This is a genomic window from Mycobacterium sp. (assembly GCF_039583785.1).
Taxonomy (GTDB): domain Bacteria; phylum Actinomycetota; class Actinomycetes; order Mycobacteriales; family Mycobacteriaceae; genus Mycobacterium.
This window is the reverse complement of record NZ_JAVKSG010000035.1, coordinates 1-20109: the sequence shown is the minus strand read 5'-3', so window position 1 is coordinate 20109 and position 20109 is coordinate 1. Positions and strand designations below refer to the sequence as shown.

Annotated in this window: 15 protein-coding genes; 9 read left to right on the top strand and 6 right to left on the bottom strand. The window is 67.2% G+C overall.

The window, feature by feature from the left end:
• Positions 1-11: 11 nt before the first annotated feature.
• Together ABDV69_RS12250 and ABDV69_RS12245 are read left to right on the top strand one after the other, a co-directional pair.
• Complete coding sequence (locus ABDV69_RS12250) at positions 12-1337, top strand: nicotinate phosphoribosyltransferase (RefSeq protein ID WP_343574647.1); 1326 nt, start codon at positions 12-14, stop codon at positions 1335-1337.
• Positions 1338-1357: 20 nt separating this feature from the next.
• The gene (locus tag ABDV69_RS12245) at positions 1358-3313 is read left to right on the top strand and encodes an ATP-dependent DNA helicase (protein WP_343574646.1); all 1956 of its coding nucleotides are present in this window, start codon (positions 1358-1360) and stop codon (positions 3311-3313) included.
• Here the strand turns inward: ABDV69_RS12245 and glgP are convergent.
• Positions 3300-5921 carry an alpha-glucan family phosphorylase gene (gene glgP, locus ABDV69_RS12240; protein ID WP_343574644.1) on the bottom strand — a complete coding sequence of 874 codons (2622 nt, stop codon included), beginning with the start codon at positions 5919-5921 and terminating at the stop codon, positions 3300-3302. The two genes, ABDV69_RS12245 and glgP, sit on opposite strands and share 14 nt — an antisense overlap.
• A 167-nt stretch (positions 5922-6088) precedes the next feature.
• Between glgP and ABDV69_RS12235 the strand changes: the two genes are divergently transcribed.
• Both ABDV69_RS12235 and glgB read left to right on the top strand, forming a co-directional pair.
• Positions 6089-8173, top strand: coding sequence for an alpha-1,4-glucan--maltose-1-phosphate maltosyltransferase (locus ABDV69_RS12235; RefSeq protein ID WP_343574642.1), 2085 nt, complete (start codon positions 6089-6091; stop codon positions 8171-8173).
• 7 nt (positions 8174-8180) lie between these two features.
• Positions 8181-10376, top strand: a complete 2196-nt coding sequence (gene glgB, locus ABDV69_RS12230) for a 1,4-alpha-glucan branching protein GlgB (RefSeq protein WP_343574641.1) — start codon at positions 8181-8183, stop codon at positions 10374-10376.
• Positions 10377-10468: 92 nt separating this feature from the next.
• Here the strand turns inward: glgB and ABDV69_RS12225 are convergent, their stop codons facing one another.
• Together ABDV69_RS12225 and ABDV69_RS12220 are read right to left on the bottom strand one after the other, a co-directional pair.
• Positions 10469-11374, bottom strand: coding sequence for a tetratricopeptide repeat protein (locus ABDV69_RS12225; RefSeq protein WP_343574639.1), 906 nt, complete (start codon positions 11372-11374; stop codon positions 10469-10471).
• Positions 11375-11536: 162 nt separating this feature from the next.
• Positions 11537-12718: an acetyl-CoA C-acetyltransferase gene (locus ABDV69_RS12220; RefSeq protein WP_343574637.1), complete on the bottom strand. Its 1182-nt coding sequence runs from the start codon at positions 12716-12718 to the stop codon at positions 11537-11539.
• 80 nt (positions 12719-12798) lie between these two features.
• Between ABDV69_RS12220 and mce the strand changes: the two genes are divergently transcribed.
• Positions 12799-13272 carry a methylmalonyl-CoA epimerase gene (gene mce / locus ABDV69_RS12215; protein ID WP_343574635.1) on the top strand — a complete coding sequence of 158 codons (474 nt, stop codon included), beginning with the start codon at positions 12799-12801 and terminating at the stop codon, positions 13270-13272.
• A 5-nt stretch (positions 13273-13277) separates the two neighbouring features.
• On the opposite strand, the gene ABDV69_RS12210 is transcribed toward mce, so the two are convergent.
• Both ABDV69_RS12210 and nucS read right to left on the bottom strand, forming a co-directional pair.
• Positions 13278-13574: a hypothetical protein gene (locus ABDV69_RS12210; protein WP_343574633.1), complete on the bottom strand. Its 297-nt coding sequence runs from the start codon at positions 13572-13574 to the stop codon at positions 13278-13280.
• Between the two features lie 22 nt (positions 13575-13596).
• The gene (gene nucS, locus ABDV69_RS12205; RefSeq protein WP_343574632.1) at positions 13597-14268 is read right to left on the bottom strand and encodes an endonuclease NucS; all 672 of its coding nucleotides are present in this window, start codon (positions 14266-14268) and stop codon (positions 13597-13599) included.
• Positions 14269-14319: 51 nt separating this feature from the next.
• Here nucS and ABDV69_RS12200 point away from each other — a divergent pair, with 51 nt between their 5' ends.
• From ABDV69_RS12200 to ABDV69_RS12185, 4 genes are all read left to right on the top strand, one after another.
• Positions 14320-15927, top strand: coding sequence for an adenylate/guanylate cyclase domain-containing protein (locus ABDV69_RS12200; protein WP_343574630.1), 1608 nt, complete (start codon positions 14320-14322; stop codon positions 15925-15927).
• A gap of 473 nt (positions 15928-16400) precedes the next feature.
• Complete coding sequence (locus ABDV69_RS12195) at positions 16401-17177, top strand: SDR family NAD(P)-dependent oxidoreductase (RefSeq protein ID WP_343574628.1); 777 nt, start codon at positions 16401-16403, stop codon at positions 17175-17177.
• Between the two features lie 113 nt (positions 17178-17290).
• The gene (locus tag ABDV69_RS12190) at positions 17291-18781 is read left to right on the top strand and encodes a DNA-3-methyladenine glycosylase 2 family protein (protein ID WP_343574626.1); all 1491 of its coding nucleotides are present in this window, start codon (positions 17291-17293) and stop codon (positions 18779-18781) included.
• Positions 18778-19275, top strand: coding sequence for a methylated-DNA--[protein]-cysteine S-methyltransferase (locus ABDV69_RS12185; protein ID WP_343574624.1), 498 nt, complete (start codon positions 18778-18780; stop codon positions 19273-19275). Before ABDV69_RS12190 ends, ABDV69_RS12185 begins: the two co-directional genes overlap by 4 nt.
• 10 nt (positions 19276-19285) lie before the next feature.
• Here the strand turns inward: ABDV69_RS12185 and ABDV69_RS12180 are convergent, their stop codons facing one another.
• Positions 19286-19843: a hypothetical protein gene (locus tag ABDV69_RS12180; protein ID WP_343574623.1), complete on the bottom strand. Its 558-nt coding sequence runs from the start codon at positions 19841-19843 to the stop codon at positions 19286-19288.
• Between the last annotated feature and the right edge of the window lie 266 nt (positions 19844-20109).

The window sequence follows — 20109 nt, the reverse complement described above, 5'->3', positions numbered from 1 at the left end:
ACCGTTGCGACATGAACGACTCGGTTGACACCGGGCTGCTGACCGACAGATACGAGCTGACCATGCTGTCGGCGGCGCTGCGCGACGGCACCGCGGACCGCCGGTCGGTGTTCGAATTGTTCGCTCGCAAGCTGCCCGACGGGCGCCGCTACGGCGTGGTGGCCGGAACCGGCCGGTTCCTGGAAGCCTTGTACGACTTCAGGTTCGACGATGTCGCGTGCGAATCGCTGGCCGAATTCCTCGACCCGGACGCGCTGGCGTATCTGCGCGACTTTCGGTTCGCCGGCGACGTCGACGGCTATGCCGAGGGTGAGCTGTATTTCCCCGGCTCGCCGGTGCTTTCGGTGCGCGGCAGCTTCGCCGAGTGCGTGATTCTCGAGACGCTGGCATTGTCGATCTTCAACCACGACACCGCTGTCGCCTCGGCCGCCGCGCGGATGGTCGGTGCCGCCGACGGGCGGCCGTTGATGGACATGGGCACCCGGCGCACCCACGAGCGGGCCGCCGTCGCCGCGTCGCGCGCCGCCTACCTCGCGGGGTTCGCCGCAACGTCCAACCTGGAGGCCCACCGCCGCTACGGTGTGCCGACCGAAGGCACCAGCGCGCATGCCTTCACGCTGCTCTACGACGGTGCGAACGGGCCCGACGAGCCGGCCGCGTTCGCCGCTCAGGTCGCCGCCCTGGGCACTGGCACCACACTGCTGGTCGACACCTACGACGTGACGACGGGCGTGGCGAACGCCATCGCGGCCGCGGGCACCGACCTCGGTGCGGTGCGCATCGACTCCGGCGACCTCGGCGTGCTGGCCCGCCAGGTCCGCGAACAACTCGATCGGCTCGGGGCCACCCGGACCCGCATCGTGGTCTCCGGTGACCTCGACGAGTTCGCCGTCGCCGGTCTGCGCGCCGAGCCGGTCGACAGCTACGGGATCGGCACGTCGCTGGTCACCGGATCGGGCGCGCCCACCGCGAACATGGTCTACAAGCTCGTCGAAGTCGACGGCGTACCCGTCGAGAAGCGCAGCGTCCGCAAGGAATCCCATGGTGGACGCAAGGAGGCGGTGCGACTGGCCCGCTCGACCGGCACGATCACCGAGGAGATCGTCTATCCGGCGGGCCACCGGCCGGCTGTGGCCGAGACGGCCCGGGTGCTGACCATCCCGCTGGTCCGCAACGGCAGCGTGGTCGCCGAGACGGATCTGGGCGTGGCGCGCGACCTGGTGGCATCGGGCTTGCGAAGCTTGCCGTGGGAGGGTCTGATGTTGTCGCACGGCGACCCGGCCATCCCCACCACCCAGATCCCGGCCCGACGTCCGCCGGCCGACACCCAGGAGTAGCCACGTCCGACGATGTACCGGTGTCGCAGCTGCTGGCCACGGCAGTGACCGCGCTCGGCGGCACGCAACGTAGCGGCCAGCTCGACATGGCCAACGCGGTCGCGGATGCCTTCGAGTCCGGCGAGCACCTGGCCGTGCAGGCGGGCACCGGCACCGGAAAATCGTTGGCCTACCTGGTTCCGGCGATCCAGCGCGCGGTGGCCGACAACTCGCCGGTGGTGGTGTCGACGGCAACCATTGCCCTGCAACGCCAACTGGTCAACCGCGACCTCCCCCGGCTCGTCGACGCTCTCGCCGATGCGCTGCCGCGCAAGCCGCGCTTCGCGTTGCTGAAGGGTCGGCAGAACTACTTGTGCCTCAACAAGATTCACAACGGCTCGGCCGCCGATGCGCCCGATGAACCGCAGGAGCTGTTTCGGCCGCAGGCGGCCGGCACGTTGGGGCGCGAGGTGCAGCGACTCACCGAGTGGGCTTCGGATACCGACACCGGTGACCGCGACGACCTGAAACCCGGTGTCGCCGAACGGTCGTGGGGGCAGGTCAGCGTGTCCGCCCGGGAATGCCTCGGGATGGCCCGCTGTCCGTTCGGCACCGATTGCTACTCCGAGAAGGCGAAGGCCAAGGCCGGGGGCGCCGATGTCGTCGTCACCAACCACGCACTGCTGGCCATCAACGCCGTCGCCGACTCGGCCGTGCTGCCCGAACATCGGCTGCTGGTGGTCGACGAGGCCCACGACCTGGTAGACCGGGTGACCGCGGTGGCCACCGGCGAACTGACCGCCACCGCGTTGGGCATCGCGTCACGGCGTATCGCCCAGCTGGTCGAACCGGAGCTCGTGGCACGCTGGGAACGCATGTCGGGCAGCTTCATCACGCTCATCCAGAATGCGTCGGCCGGTCGCATGGACCACCTCGACGACGAGCTCGCCACCCAGCTCACCGCGCTGCGCGATGCGGCCACCGCGGCGCGGTCGACCATCGACACCTCGCCCACCGATCCCAAGGCCGCCGCGGCCCGCTCCGAAGCGGTCGCCAGCCTCGCCGAAATCGCCGACACCGCAGCGCGAATCCTGTCGTCCTTCGGGCCCGCCATCGCCGATCGCACCGACGTGGTGTGGCTCGACCACGAGGACAACCGCGGGTCGACGCGAACGTTTCTGCGGGTCGCGCCGCTGTCGGTGGCCGGGCTGCTGCGCACCCGGCTGTTCGCCGACGCGACCGCGGTGCTGACCTCGGCCACGCTGACCGTCGGCGGTTCCTTCGATGCGATGGCCAAAGCGTGGGGGCTGGCCGACAGCGAAACCCCTTGGCGCGGGCTCGATGTCGGCTCGCCGTTCCAGCACGCCAAAGCCGGGATCCTCTACGTCGCGGCCCAGCTTCCGCCGCCCGGCCGCGACGGCGCCGGCACGGCCGAACAGCTGACCGAGATCGCCGAGCTCATCACCGCGGCGGGCGGACGGACGCTCGGGCTGTTCTCGTCGATGCGGGCGGCCCGCGCGGCCGCCGACGCGATGTCGCAGCGGCTGTCCACACCGGTGCTGTGTCAAGGCGACGACACCACCACCACGCTGGTCGAGCAGTTCACCGCCGACCCGGCGACGTCGCTGTTCGGCACCTTGTCACTGTGGCAGGGCGTCGACGTGCCCGGGCCGTCGCTGTCGCTGGTGATCATCGACCGCATCCCGTTTCCGCGACCCGACGATCCGCTGCTGTCCGCCCGGCAACGCGCGGTGGCAGCCGCCGGCGGCAACGGCTTCATGGCCGTCGCGGCCAGTCACGCCGCGCTGCTGCTGGCCCAGGGCGCGGGCCGGCTGCTGCGCGGCGTCGACGACCGCGGGGTGGTGGCGGTGCTGGACTCCCGGATGGCCACCGCCCGCTACGGCGGCTACCTGCGGGCCTCGCTGCCGCCGTTCTGGGCGACCACCGATGCGGCCGCGGTGCGCGCGGCGCTGACACGGCTGACTAAGCAAGCGTGACCAAACCCAGCTCGGCGTCGGAGGCCAGCATCGGATGGTGTGGCAGCACCCGCACGGTGTAGCCGACCGACCCCGCGACCGGCAGCGGCATCGTCGTCGCGAACACCTGGTCGCCGCCGGAAGCCGTTCCGGTGTAGGGCATGTCGACGGTGACGGGGTCCACCAGCACGTCACCGATCTCCACCCGGCCGACGACGGCCTGCACGGTGACCTCCTCGGGTCGCAGGCCCGCCAGTTGGACGGTCGCGGTGAGCGTCAGCTTCGACCCGAGGATCGGCGTGTCCGGTAGCCCTGTGCTGTCGACGTCGGTGATCCGGATGCGCGGCCACTCCTCGAACGCGCGACGCCGATAGGCCGCCAGCTCGCGGGCCGGATCGAATGCGGCCTGGCCGTCGCCGTCGAGGGCGACCGTCCGACGCAGCGACTCGGCCGCCGGCAGGTAGTAACCCTCGGTGTAATCGCGAACCATCCGGGAGGCCAACACTTTCGGGCCCAGCGTCTGCAGCGTGTGGCGGACCATCTCGATCCACCGCCGCGGCACCCCGTGCTCGTCGCGCTCGTAGAACTTCGGCGCGACGGACTTCTCCACCAGGTCATACAGCGCGGCCGCTTCCAGGTCGTCGCGGCGTTCCTCGTCGGCGACGCCGGAGGCCGACGGGATGGCCCAGCCGTTTTCGCCGTCGTGCCACTCGTCCCACCACCCGTCGAGAATCGACAGGTTGAGTCCGCCGTTGAGCGCGCTCTTCATCCCCGACGTGCCGCACGCCTCGAGCGGGCGCAGCGGGTTGTTCAGCCAGACGTCGCAGCCCCAATACAGCAGCCGGGCCATCGACATGTCGTAGTCGGGCAGGAACGCGATGCGGTGCCGCACCTCGTGCCGGTCGGCGAACTGGACCACCTGCTGAATCAGTGCCTTACCGCCGTCGTCGGCGGGATGCGACTTGCCGGCGACGATCAACTGGATCGGTTTGTCCTTGTCGAGCAGCAACCGCTCCAGTCGCTGCGAGTCGCGCAGCATCAACGTCAGACGCTTGTAGGTCGGCACCCGACGGGCGAACCCGATGGTCAACACATTCGGGTCGAATGCGGTTGAAATCCAACCCAATTCAGCCTCCGGCGCACCGCGAACCAGCCACGAACGGTGCAGCCGGGCCCGGACGTCTTCGACCAGCAGGGCGCGCAGTTGCGAGCGGATCCACCACAGGTGAGCACCGTCGACGTCGTTGACCCGCAGCCAGACACCGGGGTCGCTGAACTCGTCCGAGCCGGCCAGTTCCTGGCCCAGCTGCAGCCATTGCGGCGCCGCCCAGGTGCGGGCGTGCACGCCGTTGGTGATCGACCCGATCGGCACCTCGTCGGTGTCGAAGCCGGCCCACAGGTCGTTGAACATCTCCCGGCTGACCTCACCGTGCAGCAGCGAAACACCGTTGGCGCGCTGAGCGAGTCGCAGGCCCATGTGGGCCATGTTGAACTTCTCCGGATCGTCTTCGGCGCCCAGCGCCAGGATCCTGCCGACCGGCACGCCGGGCAACAGCACCGACCCGGCGGCGACGCCCGCGCCGTCGGTCGGACTGCCGGCGAAGTACCGCTGCACCATCTCGACCGGGAACCGGTCGATGCCGGCGGGCACCGGAGTGTGGGTGGTGAACACCGTGCTGGACCGCACCACGGTCAGCGCGGTGTCGAAATCCAAACCGGCGTCGACGAGTTCGCGGATCCGCTCGGCGCCGAGGAAGCCGGCATGGCCCTCGTTCATGTGGAACACCTCCGGCGCGGGCAGGCCTTCGATCGCGGTGTAGGCACGGATCGCCCGCACACCGCCGATCCCGGCCAGGATCTCCTGCTGCATGCGGTGTTCCTGGTCACCGCCGTAGAGACGGTCGGTGACCCCGCGCATCTCGTGCTCGTTCTCGGGGATGTCGGAATCCAGCAGCAGCAGCGGCACCCGACCGACCTGGGCGACCCAGATCCGCGCCCGCAGCGAGCCGGGCTGCGGCAGTGCCAGCTCGACCAGCGCCGGTGCGCCCGAGCTGTCGGTGAGCAGACGCAGCGGCAGTCCCGCCGGGTCGAGCGAGGGATAGTCCTCGTGCTGCCAGCCGTCGGCGGTCAGCGACTGCCGGAAGTAGCCGGAGCGGTAGTACAACCCGACCGCGATCAGCGGCAGGCCGAGGTCCGAGGCAGCCTTGAGATGGTCACCGGCCAGGATTCCCAATCCGCCCGAGTAGTTCGGCAGCACCTCGGCGACGCCGAACTCCATCGAGAAGTACGCGATGCCGTTGGGCAGAGCTTTCTCGGGGACGCCGGCCCCTTGTTGCTGCTGGTACCACTGCGGGCGGCTGAGATAGTCGTTGAGTTCGGCGGCCAAGTGGTCGAGCCGGTCCAAAAAGCCGCTGTCGAGTGCCAGCTCGTCGAGCCGGGCCGCGCTGACCGCCCCCAGCAAGGCCACCGGATCCCGCCCACACTGCGTCCACAGCGCCGGGTCGATCGTGTCGAAGAGATCCTGGGTGGGCTTGTCCCAGGACCATCGCAGGTTGATCGACAGCTGCTCCAGCGCCGCCAGGCGCTGTGGAAGATGGGCACGGACCGTGAACCGGCGAAGGGCTCTCACGCGTGACTACCTTACTGACGCGCGGGCAGGTTTCGCCTCCCGAGCCACCCGCGCGAACCGACCTCAGGTGTGGCTCGCCACTACGGTGGGTATGGGGCGCACAGAGTTTCCCGAGTCAAGAGTGGCGGCGCCCAGGACGACAACGACGAGCTCAGGAGGGAGTAGCGGTGCCCGGTCGTGTCGAGATCGACGACGTCGCGCCCGTCGTTTCGTGCGGCGCCTATCCGGCTAAAGCCGTGCTGGACGAGGTGGTTCCGGTGCGTGCGGCAGTGTGGCGCGAAGGCCACGACGCGGTGGCGGCCACGCTGGTGGTGCGCTACCTGGGGCCGCGCTATCCGCAGGTCGGCGAAACACGTCGACTCAAGGCGACGCCTGCTCCCGCGGTGGCCGAGACCGCTGCCGATGTCGTACGGGTCAAGCCGTTGCACATGCCGATGAGTCCCGACGGCGTCGAACCCTACGTCTTCCACGGGGCGTTCACACCCGACCGCGTCGGGCTGTGGACGTATCGGGTCGACGGCTGGGGTGACCCGATCCACACCTGGCGGCACGCCGTCGAGGCCAAGCTGGACGCCGGTCAGGGCGAAAGCGAATTGTCCAACGATCTGCTGATCGGCGCGCAGTTGATGGAGCGCGCCGCGACCGGCGTCCCACGCGCTCGACGCGAGCCGCTGCTGAAGGCGGCGGAGGCGTTGCGAACTCCTGGCGACCCGGTGTCGCGCGCCGCGTTGGCGCTGACCCCCGAGATCGACGAACTGCTGACGCAGTTTCCGCTGCGCGAGCTGGTCACCCGCGGTGAGCAGTACGGCGTGTGGGTGGACCGGCCGCTGGCCCGCTTCGGATCGTGGTACGAGATGTTTCCCCGCTCGACCGGCGGCTGGGACGCCAAAGGCAATCCGGTGCACGGCACCTTCGCCACCGCAGCGGCCGACCTGCCGCGGATCGCGCAGATGGGCTTCGACGTGGTGTACCTGCCGCCGATCCACCCGATCGGCAAGGTACACCGCAAGGGCCGCAACAACACCGCGACTGCGGTGCCCGGTGATGTCGGCTCGCCGTGGGCCATCGGCAGCGACGAGGGCGGCCACGACGCGATTCATCCGCGGCTGGGCACGATCGCCGACTTCGACATGTTCGTCGCCGCCGTCGAGGACCTGGGCATGGAGGTGGCGCTGGACCTGGCGCTGCAGTGCGCGCCCGATCACCCGTGGGCCAAGAATCACCGCGAATGGTTCACCGAGCTACCCGACGGCACGATCGCCTACGCCGAGAACCCGCCGAAGAAGTACCAGGACATCTACCCGATCAACTTCGACAACGACCCCGCCGGTTTGTACGCCGAAGTGCTGCGCGTGGTGCGGTTCTGGATGGACCACGGCGTCACGATCTTTCGGGTCGACAATCCGCACACCAAGCCGCCCAACTTCTGGGCCTGGCTGATCGCTGCGGCCAAGGCGGCCGATCCCGACGTGTTGTTCCTGTCCGAGGCGTTCACCCCGCCGGCCCGCCAATATGGTTTGGCCAAGCTGGGGTTCACCCAGTCCTACACTTACTTCACCTGGCGCACGTCCAAATGGGAGCTCACCGAATTCGCCCAGCAGATCCCCGAAATCGCCGACTACCGGCGGCCCAACCTGTTCGTCAACACCCCCGACATCCTGCACGCCAGCCTGCAGCACGGCGGCCCGGGCATGTTCGCGATCCGCGCGGTGCTGGCGTCGACCATGAGCCCCACCTGGGGGGTGTACTCCGGCTACGAGCTGTTCGAGGGCCGCGCCGTCGCCGAGGGCAGCGAAGAGTACCTGGACTCCGAGAAATACGAGCTTCGCCCCCGCGATTTCGCCGGGGCGTTGGCGGCCGGGCGGTCTCTCGAGCCATTCATCGCGCGACTCAACAGCATTCGCCGACTGCACCCGGCTCTACAGCAGTTGCGCAACATTAAGTTCCACGCCGTCGACAACGATGCGTTGCTGGCCTACAGCAAGTTCGACCCGATCACCGGCGACTGTGTGCTGGTGGTCGTCACACTCAACGCGTTCGGTCCTGAGCAAGCCACGTTGTGGTTGGACATGGAAGCGCTGGGTATGGACCAGCACGAGCGGTTCTGGGTGCGCGACGAGATCACCGGTGCGGAATACCAATGGGGTGCGGCCAATTACATCCGCATCGACCCTGGCCACGCCGTCGCGCACGTCATCAACATGCCGCTCATCCCGTCCGAATCACGAATCAGGCTGCTGTGCCGGAGGTGACGCCACGATGAAGTCAGGCGACCGAATCGCCAAGGCCCGCTTGGCACCCGAACCGGGTGACCTGGCCCGGTTGATCTCCGGTGAGCACCACGATCCGCACGGCATCCTGGGCGCCCACGAATACGGCGACCACACCGTCATCCGGGCCTTCCGCCCGCACGCCGCCGAGGTGGTCGCCCTGGTCGGCGACGACCGATTCGTGTTGCAGCACATTGACTCCGGCATGTTCGCCGTCGCGCTGCCGTTCGTCAACCTGATCGACTACCGCCTCGAGGTGCGTTACGACCACGGCGCGCCGCACGTTGTCGCCGACGCCTACCGCTTCCTGCCCACGCTGGGCGAAGTCGACCTACACCTATTCAACGAGGGCCGTCACGAACGGCTGTGGGACGTCCTAGGCGCCCATCCCCGTTCGTTCACCACCGCCGACGGCACCGTGGACGGCGTGTCGTTTGCGGTATGGGCCCCCAACGCCAAGGGCGTCAGCCTGATCGCGGAATTCAACGGCTGGATCGGCAACGAGGCACCGATGCGGGTGCTCGGCTCGTCCGGCGTGTGGGAGTTGTTCTGGCCCGACTTCCCCCGCGACGGGCTGTACAAGTTCCGCGTGCACGGCGCCGACGGCTCGGTCACCGACCGTGCTGATCCGATGGCATTCGCGACCGAGGTGCCGCCGCACACCGCCTCGCGGGTGAACGTGAGCGACTACCGCTGGGGCGACGAGACGTGGATGACGGCCCGCGCCAAGCGCAACGCGGTGTTCGAGCCGATGAGCACCTACGAGGTGCACCTGGGCTCATGGCGTCCCGGCCTGTCGTATCGCGACCTCGCCCGGGAATTAACGGATTATGTTCTGGCGCAAGGTTTTACTCACGTGGAGTTGCTCCCCGTCGCCGAGCATCCGTTCGGCGGCTCCTGGGGGTATCAGGTCACCTCGTACTACGCGCCCTCATCGCGATTCGGCACGCCCGACGAATTGCGCGGGCTGATCGACGCGCTGCACCAGGCCGGCATCGGCGTCATCGTGGACTGGGTGCCTGCCCACTTTCCCAAGGACGCGTGGGCACTGGGCCGCTTCGACGGCACACCGCTCTACGAACACTCCGATCCGCGCCGCGGCGAGCAACTCGACTGGGGCACATACGTCTTCGACTTCGGCCGCGCCGAGGTCCGCAACTTCCTGGTCGCCAACGCGCTGTACTGGTTGGAGCAGTACCACGTCGACGGCCTGAGGGTGGACGCCGTCGCGTCGATGCTCTACCTGGACTACTCCCGCCCGGAAGGTGGTTGGACGCCGAACATCCATGGCGGCCGGGAGAACCTGGAAGCCGTGCAGTTCCTGCAGGAGATGAACGCCACCGCGCACAAAGCGGCGCCCGGCATCGTCACCATCGCCGAGGAGTCAACGTCCTGGCCGGGCGTCACACGACCGACTACCGTTGGCGGCCTGGGCTTCTCGATGAAGTGGAACATGGGCTGGATGCACGACACGCTCGACTATGTCGGCCGCGATCCGATCTACCGTACTTACCACCACCATGCGATCACGTTCTCGATGCTGTACGCGTTCAGCGAGAATTTCGTACTGCCGATCAGCCACGACGAGGTCGTGCACGGCAAGGGCACGCTGTGGGGGCGGATGCCCGGCGACGACCACGCGAAGGCGGCCGGACTGCGCAGCCTGCTGGCCTACCAGTGGGCACACCCGGGCAAGCAGTTGCTGTTCATGGGCCAGGAATTCGGTCAGCGGGCCGAATGGTCCGAGGTACGCGGCCTGGACTGGTTCCAGCTCGACGAGCACAGCTTCTCAGGCGGAATCTCGCGAATGGTGCACGATCTCAACGCGGTCTACCGCACGTCGCCGGCGCTGTGGAGTCAAGACATCAAGGCGGAGGGGTATTCCTGGATCGACGCCAACGACTCCGCCAACAACGTGTTGAGCTTCCTGCGCTACGGCAGCGACGGCTCGGTGATGGCGTGCGTGTTCAACTTCGCCGGCGCCGAGCACAGCGATTACCGCCTCGGTTTGCCCAGCGCCGGGCGGTGGCGTGAAGTGCTCAACACCGACGCCACCGTCTACAACGGAACCGGGATCGGCAACCTGGGTGGCGTCGACGCGACCAACGCCCCCTGGCACGGCCGTCCGGCCTCGGCGGTGCTGGTGCTGCCGCCGATGTCAGCGCTGTGGCTGGAACCCGAGTAGGCGATCACCAAGTATCGCGAGCAGACGCAAACTCGCGCCTTAAGCGCGCGTTTTGGGCGATTTTGCGTCTGCTCGCGCGGCTTAGTAGCCGGCTAGTACAACGCGTTAGCGAGATTGCGCCGCCCCGCGATGACGTCCGGGTCGGCGGGATCGAACAAGTCGAACAGCTCGATCAGCCGCGTGCGCACCGACGTCCGCTCGTCGCCGGACGTCCGTCGCACCAACACAACCAGACGATCGAAGGCGCCGGTCACGTCCTGGCTGAGCAGCTGAACATCGGCCGCGGCGAACGCCGCCTCGATGTCGGTCGGCGCCGCGTCGGCGACCGCAATGGCCTCCGGGCCATGAGCGGTGGCTCGCATCAGAAACCCGATCTGGCGCACCGCAGCGTTGGCCTCGACATGGTTCGGGTCGTCATCCAGGATCGCCCGATACGAGTCCAGGGCCGCACCGAGGTCGTTGTCCTCGAGTTGCTGACGCGCCTGCTCGAGCGCGGGATCAACGTCCTCGGGCTCGCCGGATTCGGCCGCACCGCTAAGCTTTCCGGCGGTCGCCGACAGCAGCGAGTCGATCCAGCGGCGTAACTGCTCCGGCGGCTGAGCTCCCTGGAAGCTGGAGAGCGGCTGCCCAGCGGCCAACGCCACGACAGTGGGGACCACCTCGACGCCGAAGATCTGTGCCACCCGCGGAGACACGTCGACGTTGACGCTGGCCAGCGCCCACTTCCCGGTGTCGGCGGCGGCCAGGCCGGATAAGACGTCGGCCAACTGCAGGCAGACTTCGCTGCGTGGCGACCACAACAGCACGACCACCGGCATCTGGTTGGAGCGCAGCAGGACTTCGTCTTCGAAGTTGGTCTCGTTGACCTCGACGCCCGCGGCGGCTGAGGTCAACCCAGCCCCGCCGCCGTCGCCGCTGGCGGGAGGGGGTTGCTTGAGGGCGGACAGATCGACCGCGCCGGACAACGCAGGCCCGATCGGAGGGCGTGGACGGCTCACATGGTCAAGTTTGGCACGGCGGCCTCAGCCGCGTTTCATCCGGTTCAGACGGCCGTATGAGCAACATCACACCTATCGTTGGCGCACCGCCTGCGACATCGCTCCAGCAAACTTCCGGGCGCTTGTCCAGCCACACCGGCCAACAACCGTACTAGCCGGTAACTAGCTGGCCCGCAGAATCAGCGCGTCGCCCTGACCACCTGCGCCGCACAAAGCAGCAACGCCATAGCCAGAGCCGCGGCGGGCCAATTCGAGCGCCACATGCAGGGCGATTCGGGCGCCCGACATGCCGATCGGATGCCCGATCGCGATGGCGCCGCCATTGACGTTGACGATCTCGGGGTTAACTCCCAGCTCTTGCATCGAGGCCAGCGCCACCGCCGAGAATGCCTCGTTGATCTCGATGACGTCGAGCTGGTCGATGGCAATGCCTTCGCGCTCGATCGCCTTCTTGATCGCGTTGGCCGGCTGCGACTGCAGCGTCGAGTCCGGGCCGGCGACCACGCCGTGCGCACCGATCTCGACCAACCAGCTCAGGCCCAGCTCGATGGCCTTGTCCTTGTTCATCACGACGACAGCCGCGGCGCCGTCGGAAATCTGCGACGCCGACCCGGCGGTGATGGTGCCGTCCGTGCGGAAGGCCGGCTTGAGCCCGCCCAGCGACTCGGCGGTGGTGTTGGCCCGGATGCCCTCGTCCTCGCTGAACTGCAGCGGGTCGCCCTTGCGCTGCGGGATGCTCACCGGCACCACCTCGTCGGCGAAAACGCCGTCTTTCCACGCCGCGGCGGCCTTCTGGTGCGAGCGCGCCGCGAACTCGTCCTGCTGCAGCCGGGTGAATTTGTCGACGTCGTTGCGCTGCTCGGTGAGCGCGCCCATCGGCTGGTCGGTGAACACGTCGTGCAGGCCGTCGTAGGCCGTGTGGTCACGCACCGTGACGTCGCCGTACTTGTACCCCGAGCGGCTGTCGATCAGCAGGTGCGGCGCCTTGGTCATGGACTCCTGCCCGCCGGCCACCACCACGTCGAACTCGCCGGCCCGAATGAGCTGGTCAGCCAGAGCGATGGCGTCGATGCCGGACAGGCACATCTTGTTGATGGTCAGCGCCGGCACGTCCCAGCCGATGCCGGCGTCGACGGCCGACTGCCGCGCCGGCATCTGGCCCGCCCCCGCGGTGAGCACCTGGCCCATAATCACGTACTCGACGAGCGACGCCGCAACGTTGGCCTTCTCCAGTGCGCCCTTGATCGCGATGGCGCCCAGATCGCTGGCGCTGAAGTCCTTCAGCGAGCCCATCAGCTTGCCAATCGGCGTCCGTGCGCCAGCAACGATCACCGATGTCGTCATGATTACCTCCACAGCGGGGTCCGGGGGCCGATCACCAAGATCGGGAGACGGATTCTCATCGATCAGGTTACCGTTACGTAGTGACCACCGATCAAGTTGACACCCGTCGAGTGCTCAGCACCGCCCTGGTGACGGCAGTCGACCATGTCGGCATCGCGGTCCCCGACCTCGACGCGGCGATCGCGTGGTACCACGACCATCTCGGCATGATCGTGCTGCACGAGGAAGTCAACGACGACCAGGGCATTCGCGAGGCGATGCTGTCGGTGCGCGGCGCCGCGGTGGGCAGCGCGCAGGTTCAATTGATGGCCCCGGTCGACGACTCGTCGGCGATCGCGAAGTTCCTCGACAAGCGTGGCCCGGGCATCCAGCAGTTGGCCTACCGGGTCAGCGATCTGGACGCCCTCAGCGAGCGCCTGGTCGACCAGGGGATCCGGTTGCTCTACGACGCGCCCCGGCGCGGGACCGCGAACTCACGGATCAACTTCATCCACCCCAAGGACGCCGGTGGTGTGCTGATCGAGTTGGTCGAACCGGCCGACGACGCCGACTAGGTTTTTCAGGACCACTTTCTAGTGGGCGAGCGCGTCGCCCGGTTGGCCCAGCACGGCGTATGCCAATGCCGTCGGTCATCGACGGCCGCCTCGCCGGAATCGGCCAGCCACACCACCACATGGGCTGTGCGGATGCGTATTTCGTGATCGCAGCCCGGGCAGCGATAGGTTTTCAAGGCGCGGGCAGCGGCGACCGGCCGCACCTCGTAGTCGTGTCCGTCCGGCCCGGTCTGCACCCGACGCGCAGCGGGCAGCGGCCCAAACGACGGCCGCGGACGCGGTGAGCTGTGGCGTCGGGCCATGCCCGCAGTCTAGTGAGCCAGCTCAGAACAAGCGGAACTCGTCGGAATCCATGCCTCGCATCTTGTCGTAATCCAATGTCAAGCAACGGATTCCGCGATCGGTCGCTAAAGTTTTCGCCTGCGGCTTGATCTGTTGTGCCGCGAAAACCCCGCTCACGGGCGCCAACAGGCTGTCCCGGTTGAGCAGCTCCAGGTATCGGGTGAGCTGCTCGACCCCGTCGATTTCGCCGCGGCGCTTGATCTCCACCGCGACCGAGTGGCCCTGTTCGTCGCGGCACAACAAGTCGACCGGCCCGATCGGCGTCATGTACTCCCGACGTACCAACGTGTAGCCGGCCCCGAGCAGCTCGACGTGCTCGGCGAGTAGCACCTGCAGGTGGGCTTCGACGCCGTCCTTGACCAGCCCCGGATCGACCCCGAGCTGATGGCTGGAGTCGTGCTCGATGTCCTCTATCGCGATGCGCAGTTGCTCGCCGGCCTTGTTCTGCACCACCCACACCGGCGCGTCGCCCGCGTTTTCTTCGGAGAACCAGCACGGCGGGCTCATCCAGTTCAGCGGCTTGTAGGCACGGTCATCGGCGTGCACACTCACCGAACCGTCGGCCTTGAACAGCAATAGCCGGCGTGCCGAAGGCAGGTGAGCGGTGAGGCGTCCGACGTAATCCACGGTGCAACGGGCAATGACGAGGCGCACGCAACACACCTTAAGCGCAAGCTGTGGCAACGCAATTAGGCTGTCGCCACCATGATGGCTAAGCGATCGACCGCACAGCGACTGGGGCGGGTGCTGGAGCGGGTGACTCAGCAGAGTGGTCGACTGCCGGATACCCCGGCCTACGGCTCCTGGCTACTCGGGAAGGTGTCGGAGAGCCAGGCCCGTCGACGGGTGCGCATTCAGCTCATCCTGACGGTGTTCATCGTCGGGGCGAATGTGATCGGAATCGGCGTCGCGGCGCTGCTGTTGACCGTCGCGTTCCCGACTCCGAGCATCTTCGGCGACGCACCGCTGTGGATCACTTTCGGCGTCATCCCGGCGTATTGCGCCATCGCGCTGGGACTCGGTACGTGGTTGATCACGCACCGGACCATCGCCGTCCTGCGCTGGTCGATCGAGGAACAGGATCCCACCCCGGCCGACGAGCACGCCACGTTTACCGCGCCGTTCTGGCTGGCACTCGGTGTGCTGGTGTTGTGGGTCATCGGAACAGCGTTGCTGACGACGCTCTACGGGTTAGCCGACAGCATGTTCATCCCGATCGTCGGCTTCTGCGTCAGTGTCTGCGGAATTCTGGTGTCGACCGCCTGCTACCTGTTCACCGAGTTCGCGCTGCGACCGGTGGCCGCTCAGGCGCTGGAGGCAGGCCGGGCGCCGCGGCGGTTGGCCCCGGGGATCATGGGCCGGACGCTGACGGTGTGGCTGCTGGGTTCCGGTGTTCCAGTGCTCGGCATCATCGTCACCGCGCTGCTGGGCGGTGTGCTGCTGGACAATCTGAGCAAGACCCAGCTGGCGGTCGCCATCTCGATGATAGCCACTGCCACAATAATTTTCGGCTTTGTGCTGATGTGGATCCTGGCCTGGCTGACCGCGACGCCGGTACGGGTGGTGCGTGCTGCGCTCAAGCGCGTCGAAGACGGCGATCTGCGCGGCGATCTGGTGGTGTTCGACGGCACCGAGCTCGGCGAGTTGCAGCGCGGATTCAACGCGATGGTCGACGGTCTGCGCGAGCGTGAACGGGTGCGCGACCTGTTCGGTCGTCACGTCGGGCGCGAAGTCGCCGCCGCCGCCGAGCGTGACATGCCCCAGCTCGGAGGCGAAGATCGCCATGTCGCAGTGGTTTTCATCGATGTCATCGGCTCGACGCAGTTGGTTACCGGCCGGCCAGCCGCTGAAGTCGTCCAACTGCTCAACCGGTTTTTCGCAGTGATCGTCGAGGAGGTCGACCGTCACCACGGGCTGGTCAACAAATTCGAGGGCGACGCGGTGCTGGCGGTGTTCGGCGCGCCCAATCATCTCGACCGACCCGAAGAGCAGGCGCTCGGCGCGGCCCGCGCCATCGCCCGTCGTCTCGACGGCGAGGTACCCGAGATCAAGGCCGGCATCGGGGTTGCGGCCGGCAACGCCGTCGCCGGAAATGTCGGTGCCAAGGAAAGATTCGAGTACACGGTGATCGGCGAACCGGTCAACGAAGCGGCGCGGCTGTGCGAGCTGGCCAAGCGTGCGCCGCACCGGCTGCTGGTGTCCTCAGACACCGTCAACGCGTCCAGCGACGACGAGCAGGCGCGCTGGTCATTGGGCGAAACCGTCACGCTGCGCGGTCACGATCAACCCACCCGATTGGCGACGCTCGCCTAGCTCCGTCAGTGGGCACCCAGTGGGTGAACACGGCGCGGCCGAGCCGAACTTCCATGACCGGCAGGTAGTTCAACGCGGCCAACAACACCGCGCTGCAAAAAGCTCCAGCCCGACGTCGAGCAGCCGATCGCGACGGGGAGTGTCCACCGAACGCACGATATTTGACGCTACTCGGCATCTTGCGGCATGCGGAGCATCTGGTGGCCGAGCCTGGTGGCCCGTTTGCGGCGGTGTCGCCGGATGGCAGCGAACGGGATCACCTGGTCATGGACGATTTACCGGCCGAACCCTGCGGAACCGCCACTGCGTCACCTTCGTCCGTCCCGGGCCACTTGGCGGCAATGCGCCGGAAGTTGAGCCGCTGGCGGCACCAGGACGCTGAATTATATTCTCCTATAGAGTATTTCGACTACGGCGCTGAACAGAGATGCGTTGCTGTAATGCTGCAATTACGTAGTGCTTAGGATATCGACGTGGATATTAATGGAGCTAGCGCTGTCGTCACCGGCGGCGCGTCAGGAATCGGTGCGGCGACTGCCCGTCAGTTGGCCGCCAAGGGTGCCCGGGTCGTCGTAGCCGACCTGCAGGCCGACAAGGGCGAAGCAGTTGCCAACGAGATCGGCGGTGTCTTCGTCACCGTCGACGTCACCAACACCGACCAGATCATCGACGCGGTCAAGACCGCAGCGGACCTCGGCCCGCTGCGCGCGCTGGTCAACTCGGCCGGCATCGGCTGGGCCCAGCGCACCATCGGCAAGGACGGCGAGTTCTCGTCGGCGCATGACCTCGGCGCCTACAAGAAGGTCCTGGACATCAACCTCGTCGGGACCTTCGACTGCATCCGGATCGCGGCCACCCAGATGGGCAAGAACGAGTTCACCGAGACCGGTGAGCGCGGCGCGATCGTCAACATGACCAGCGTGGCGGCCTTCGACGGCCAGATCGGCCAGGCCGCCTACTCGTCGTCCAAGGGCGGCATCGTGGGCCTGACTCTGCCGGTTGCCCGCGACCTGTCAGCCGTGGGTATCCGTGTCAACACCGTCGCCCCCGGCTTGATCGACACCCCGATCTACGGCGAGGGCGAGGCCTCGGAGGCATTCAAGGCCAAGCTCGGCGAGTCGGTGCTGTTCCCGCACCGCCTGGGCAAGCCCGACGAACTGGCTTCCATGGTCGTCGAACTTCTCACCAACTCGTACATGAACGCCGAGGTGGTCAGAGTCGACGGTGGCATCCGGATGCCACCGAAGTAGGGCATACAAGTAGGGAGGCCCCCCGCACCGGCGGCGCAGGGGGCCGTTCTGCTTACGACGGCCATGTCGCTTTCCCGCTAGAAATGTCGGCACCCGGGTGCAACAGTCGAATCGTGCACGAAGACTTCGACCGCTGCTACCGGGCCGTCCAATCCAAGGACACCCGGTTCGACGGCTGGTTCGTCACCGCCGTGCGTACCACCGGGATTTATTGCCGCCCCAGCTGTCCAGTCCATCCACCGTTCGCCCGCAACGTCTGCTTCTACCCGACCGCGGCGGCCGCACAACGCGCCGGCTTTCGTGCGTGCAAACGTTGTCGGCCGGACGCCTCGCCTGGCTCGCCGGAATGGAACATGCGCGACGACCTGGTCGCCCGGGCCATGCGCCTGATCGCCGATGGCGCCGTTGACCGCGAGGGCGTCACCGGCCTGGCCGCCCGTCTCGGCTACACCACGCGGCAGCTTCAGCGACTGCTGCAGGAAGAGACCGGCGCGGGCCCGCTTGCCCTCGCTCTCGCGCAGCGCACCCAAACCGCGCGAATACTCGTCGAAACCACGGATCTGCCTTTCGGCGACATCGCCTTCGCCGCAGGCTTTTCCAGCATCCGACAGTTCAACGAGACGGTGCGATCGGTATTCGACTGCACCCCAACGGAATTGCGCCGACGCGCAACCACTCGTGGTGAACTTCACGCAGCGCCCACGCCGGGCACGGTGACGCTGCGCCTGCCGGTGCGGATGCCGTTCGCCCATGCAGGAGTGTTCGGCCAGCTGGCCGCCAGCGTGGTACCCGGATGCGAAGAAGTGCGCGACGGCACCTATCGGCGCGCATTACGGCTGCCGTTCGGCAACGGAATCGCCGGCCTGACACCGGCGCCCGACCACGTCCGATGCGTCCTGGTGCTCGACGACTTCCGCGACCTGACCTCGGCGATCTCGCGCTGCCGACGACTGCTCGACCTCGACGCCGACCCGGATGCGGTGATCGATGTGCTGGGCTCCGACGTCGCGCTGGCCACGGTGGTTGCGAAGGCACCCGGACAACGCATCCCGCGGACCGTCGACGAGGCCGAACTCGCAGTGCGCGTAGTGCTGGGTCAGCAAGTGCCCACGAAGGCGGCGCGGACCCATGTCGGCAGACTGGTCACGGCATATGGCCATCCGATTCATGACGCGAACGGCGCACTGACGCATACGTTTCCGTCGACTGAGCAACTCAGCGAGATCGATCCGGCCCAGTTGGCCGTTCCGGCAAGTCGACGGCGAACCGTCGCCAACCTGATCGCCGCTCTCGCGGACGGCAGCGTGCTGCTGAACGCCGGCTGCGACTGGGATCAAGCCCGTAGTCAACTGCTGGCGCTACCCGGAATCGGCCCGTGGACCGCAGAGGTCATCGCGATGCGTGGTCTGGGTGACCCGGACGCCTTCCCCGCCAGCGACCTCGGATTGCGTTTGGCCGCAGAGCAATTGGCTTTGCCGACGGATCACCGCGAGCTGACCGCGCGGAGCCAACGATGGCGTCCCTGGCGGTCATATGCGACCCAGCATTTATGGACCACGCTGGAGCACTCGGTGAACCATTGGCCAGTCAAGGAGACCGCATGACCTACTACCGGACCATCGACTCGCCGATCGGGTTGCTGACCCTGGCCGGCCATGACCAAACGCTGACCAACCTGCGAATGGTCGACCAAAGCCATGAACCGAACCGCGCCGGCTGGTCAAGCAATCCCGTCGCATTCAGCGACGCTGTCGACCAACTCAACGCGTATTTCGCCGGCGAGCTCACCGATTTCGCCCTGGAGCTCGATCTACGCGGCAGCGAGTTTCAGCGGCGGGTGTGGCAGGCATTGCTGACGATCCCGTTCGGTGAGACCCGGTCTTATGGCGAAATTGCGGAACAGATCGGCACCCCGGGGGCGGCCCGTGCCGTTGGACTTGCCAACGGCCACAACCCAATCGCCATCATTGTCCCGTGCCACCGGGTGATCGGTACCAGCGGCAGCCTCACCGGGTATGGCGGCGGCCTGGATCGCAAACGAACGCTGCTCGCCCTGGAGAGGAGACGTTCCTCCCCGACGTTGCCGCTTTTCGACTGACCACCGACCCCTAGAACCCGGGAAGCGGCAGCGGCTGCCCACCAACTGGGTTGATGCCCGGCAGCAAGGACTGCGGTCCCGGCGCCCCGGGTAGGCCGAGCGGGAGTCCCGGGCCGCCGGCGCCCGGGAGCGGGAACGGCATGTTGCCGTTGGCGACCGATGTCATGAATCCCGGGCATTGCGTCTGGATCGCCATGCTGGCCAGGAAGCCGACCATCGGCGGGGCCAGGCCACCGGGCCCGCCGATCTCGGCCGCGCTGCTGGCCAGGCTGCCGCCGGGTTTGACCAGCATCGGACAGATCGACTGACCCATCTGGGCGATGGCGCCGCTCACCGGTCCGTTGTTACCGATACCCACGCCATTGAGAACCGGCCCCATCGCGTCATTGACAGAGTCGGCATGCGCGGCGGGAATCGCCCCCAAGACCGCACCAAAGACCGCCGCGGTAACGACGACCGGGCGCACAATCGACGTCGCCACGATCTCGACGGTGTCCCACGTGGTCCGCCCGGTATCTGGTTTCGTCCTTGACCGGCGTGGAACGTCGGCCGACTTGCTCGCGGTCATGTAGAGCTCCCCTCCGTCAGCACTCCATGCACATGGAGCGCAGATTTCACTTTGATAACGTTAGGGTAGTTTTGTCACATTTGAAACACGATCAGATAACTGTTTGCAATCCCGGCGTTGCGATACCGCGACCGGCGAGACCTGAATGCAACAATCGCAAGTTTGCTGCCAGATGTTTGCTGAACGCCGGCGCCGGTCGGTGCGCGCGAGGGCGGCATGGGGTTTTCGGCTTGGTCGGGTTAGGTGCCTGGTTGGATAAATGCCCG

What these genes read in the sequence shown, in the direction of transcription:
- ABDV69_RS12250 (WP_343574647.1), top strand. Translation starts at nt 12, where the DNA reads ATGAACGACTCGGTTGACACCGGGCTGCTGACCGACAGATACGAGCTG.
- glgB (WP_343574641.1), top strand. Translation starts at nt 8,181, where the DNA reads ATGAAGTCAGGCGACCGAATCGCCAAGGCCCGCTTGGCACCCGAACCG.
- ABDV69_RS12220 (WP_343574637.1), bottom strand. Translation starts at nt 12,718, where the DNA reads ATGACGACATCGGTGATCGTTGCTGGCGCACGGACGCCGATTGGCAAG.
- ABDV69_RS12210 (WP_343574633.1), bottom strand. Translation starts at nt 13,574, where the DNA reads ATGGCCCGACGCCACAGCTCACCGCGTCCGCGGCCGTCGTTTGGGCCG.
- ABDV69_RS12200 (WP_343574630.1), top strand. Translation starts at nt 14,320, where the DNA reads ATGATGGCTAAGCGATCGACCGCACAGCGACTGGGGCGGGTGCTGGAG.
- ABDV69_RS12185 (WP_343574624.1), top strand. Translation starts at nt 18,778, where the DNA reads ATGACCTACTACCGGACCATCGACTCGCCGATCGGGTTGCTGACCCTG.
- ABDV69_RS12180 (WP_343574623.1), bottom strand. Translation starts at nt 19,843, where the DNA reads ATGACCGCGAGCAAGTCGGCCGACGTTCCACGCCGGTCAAGGACGAAA.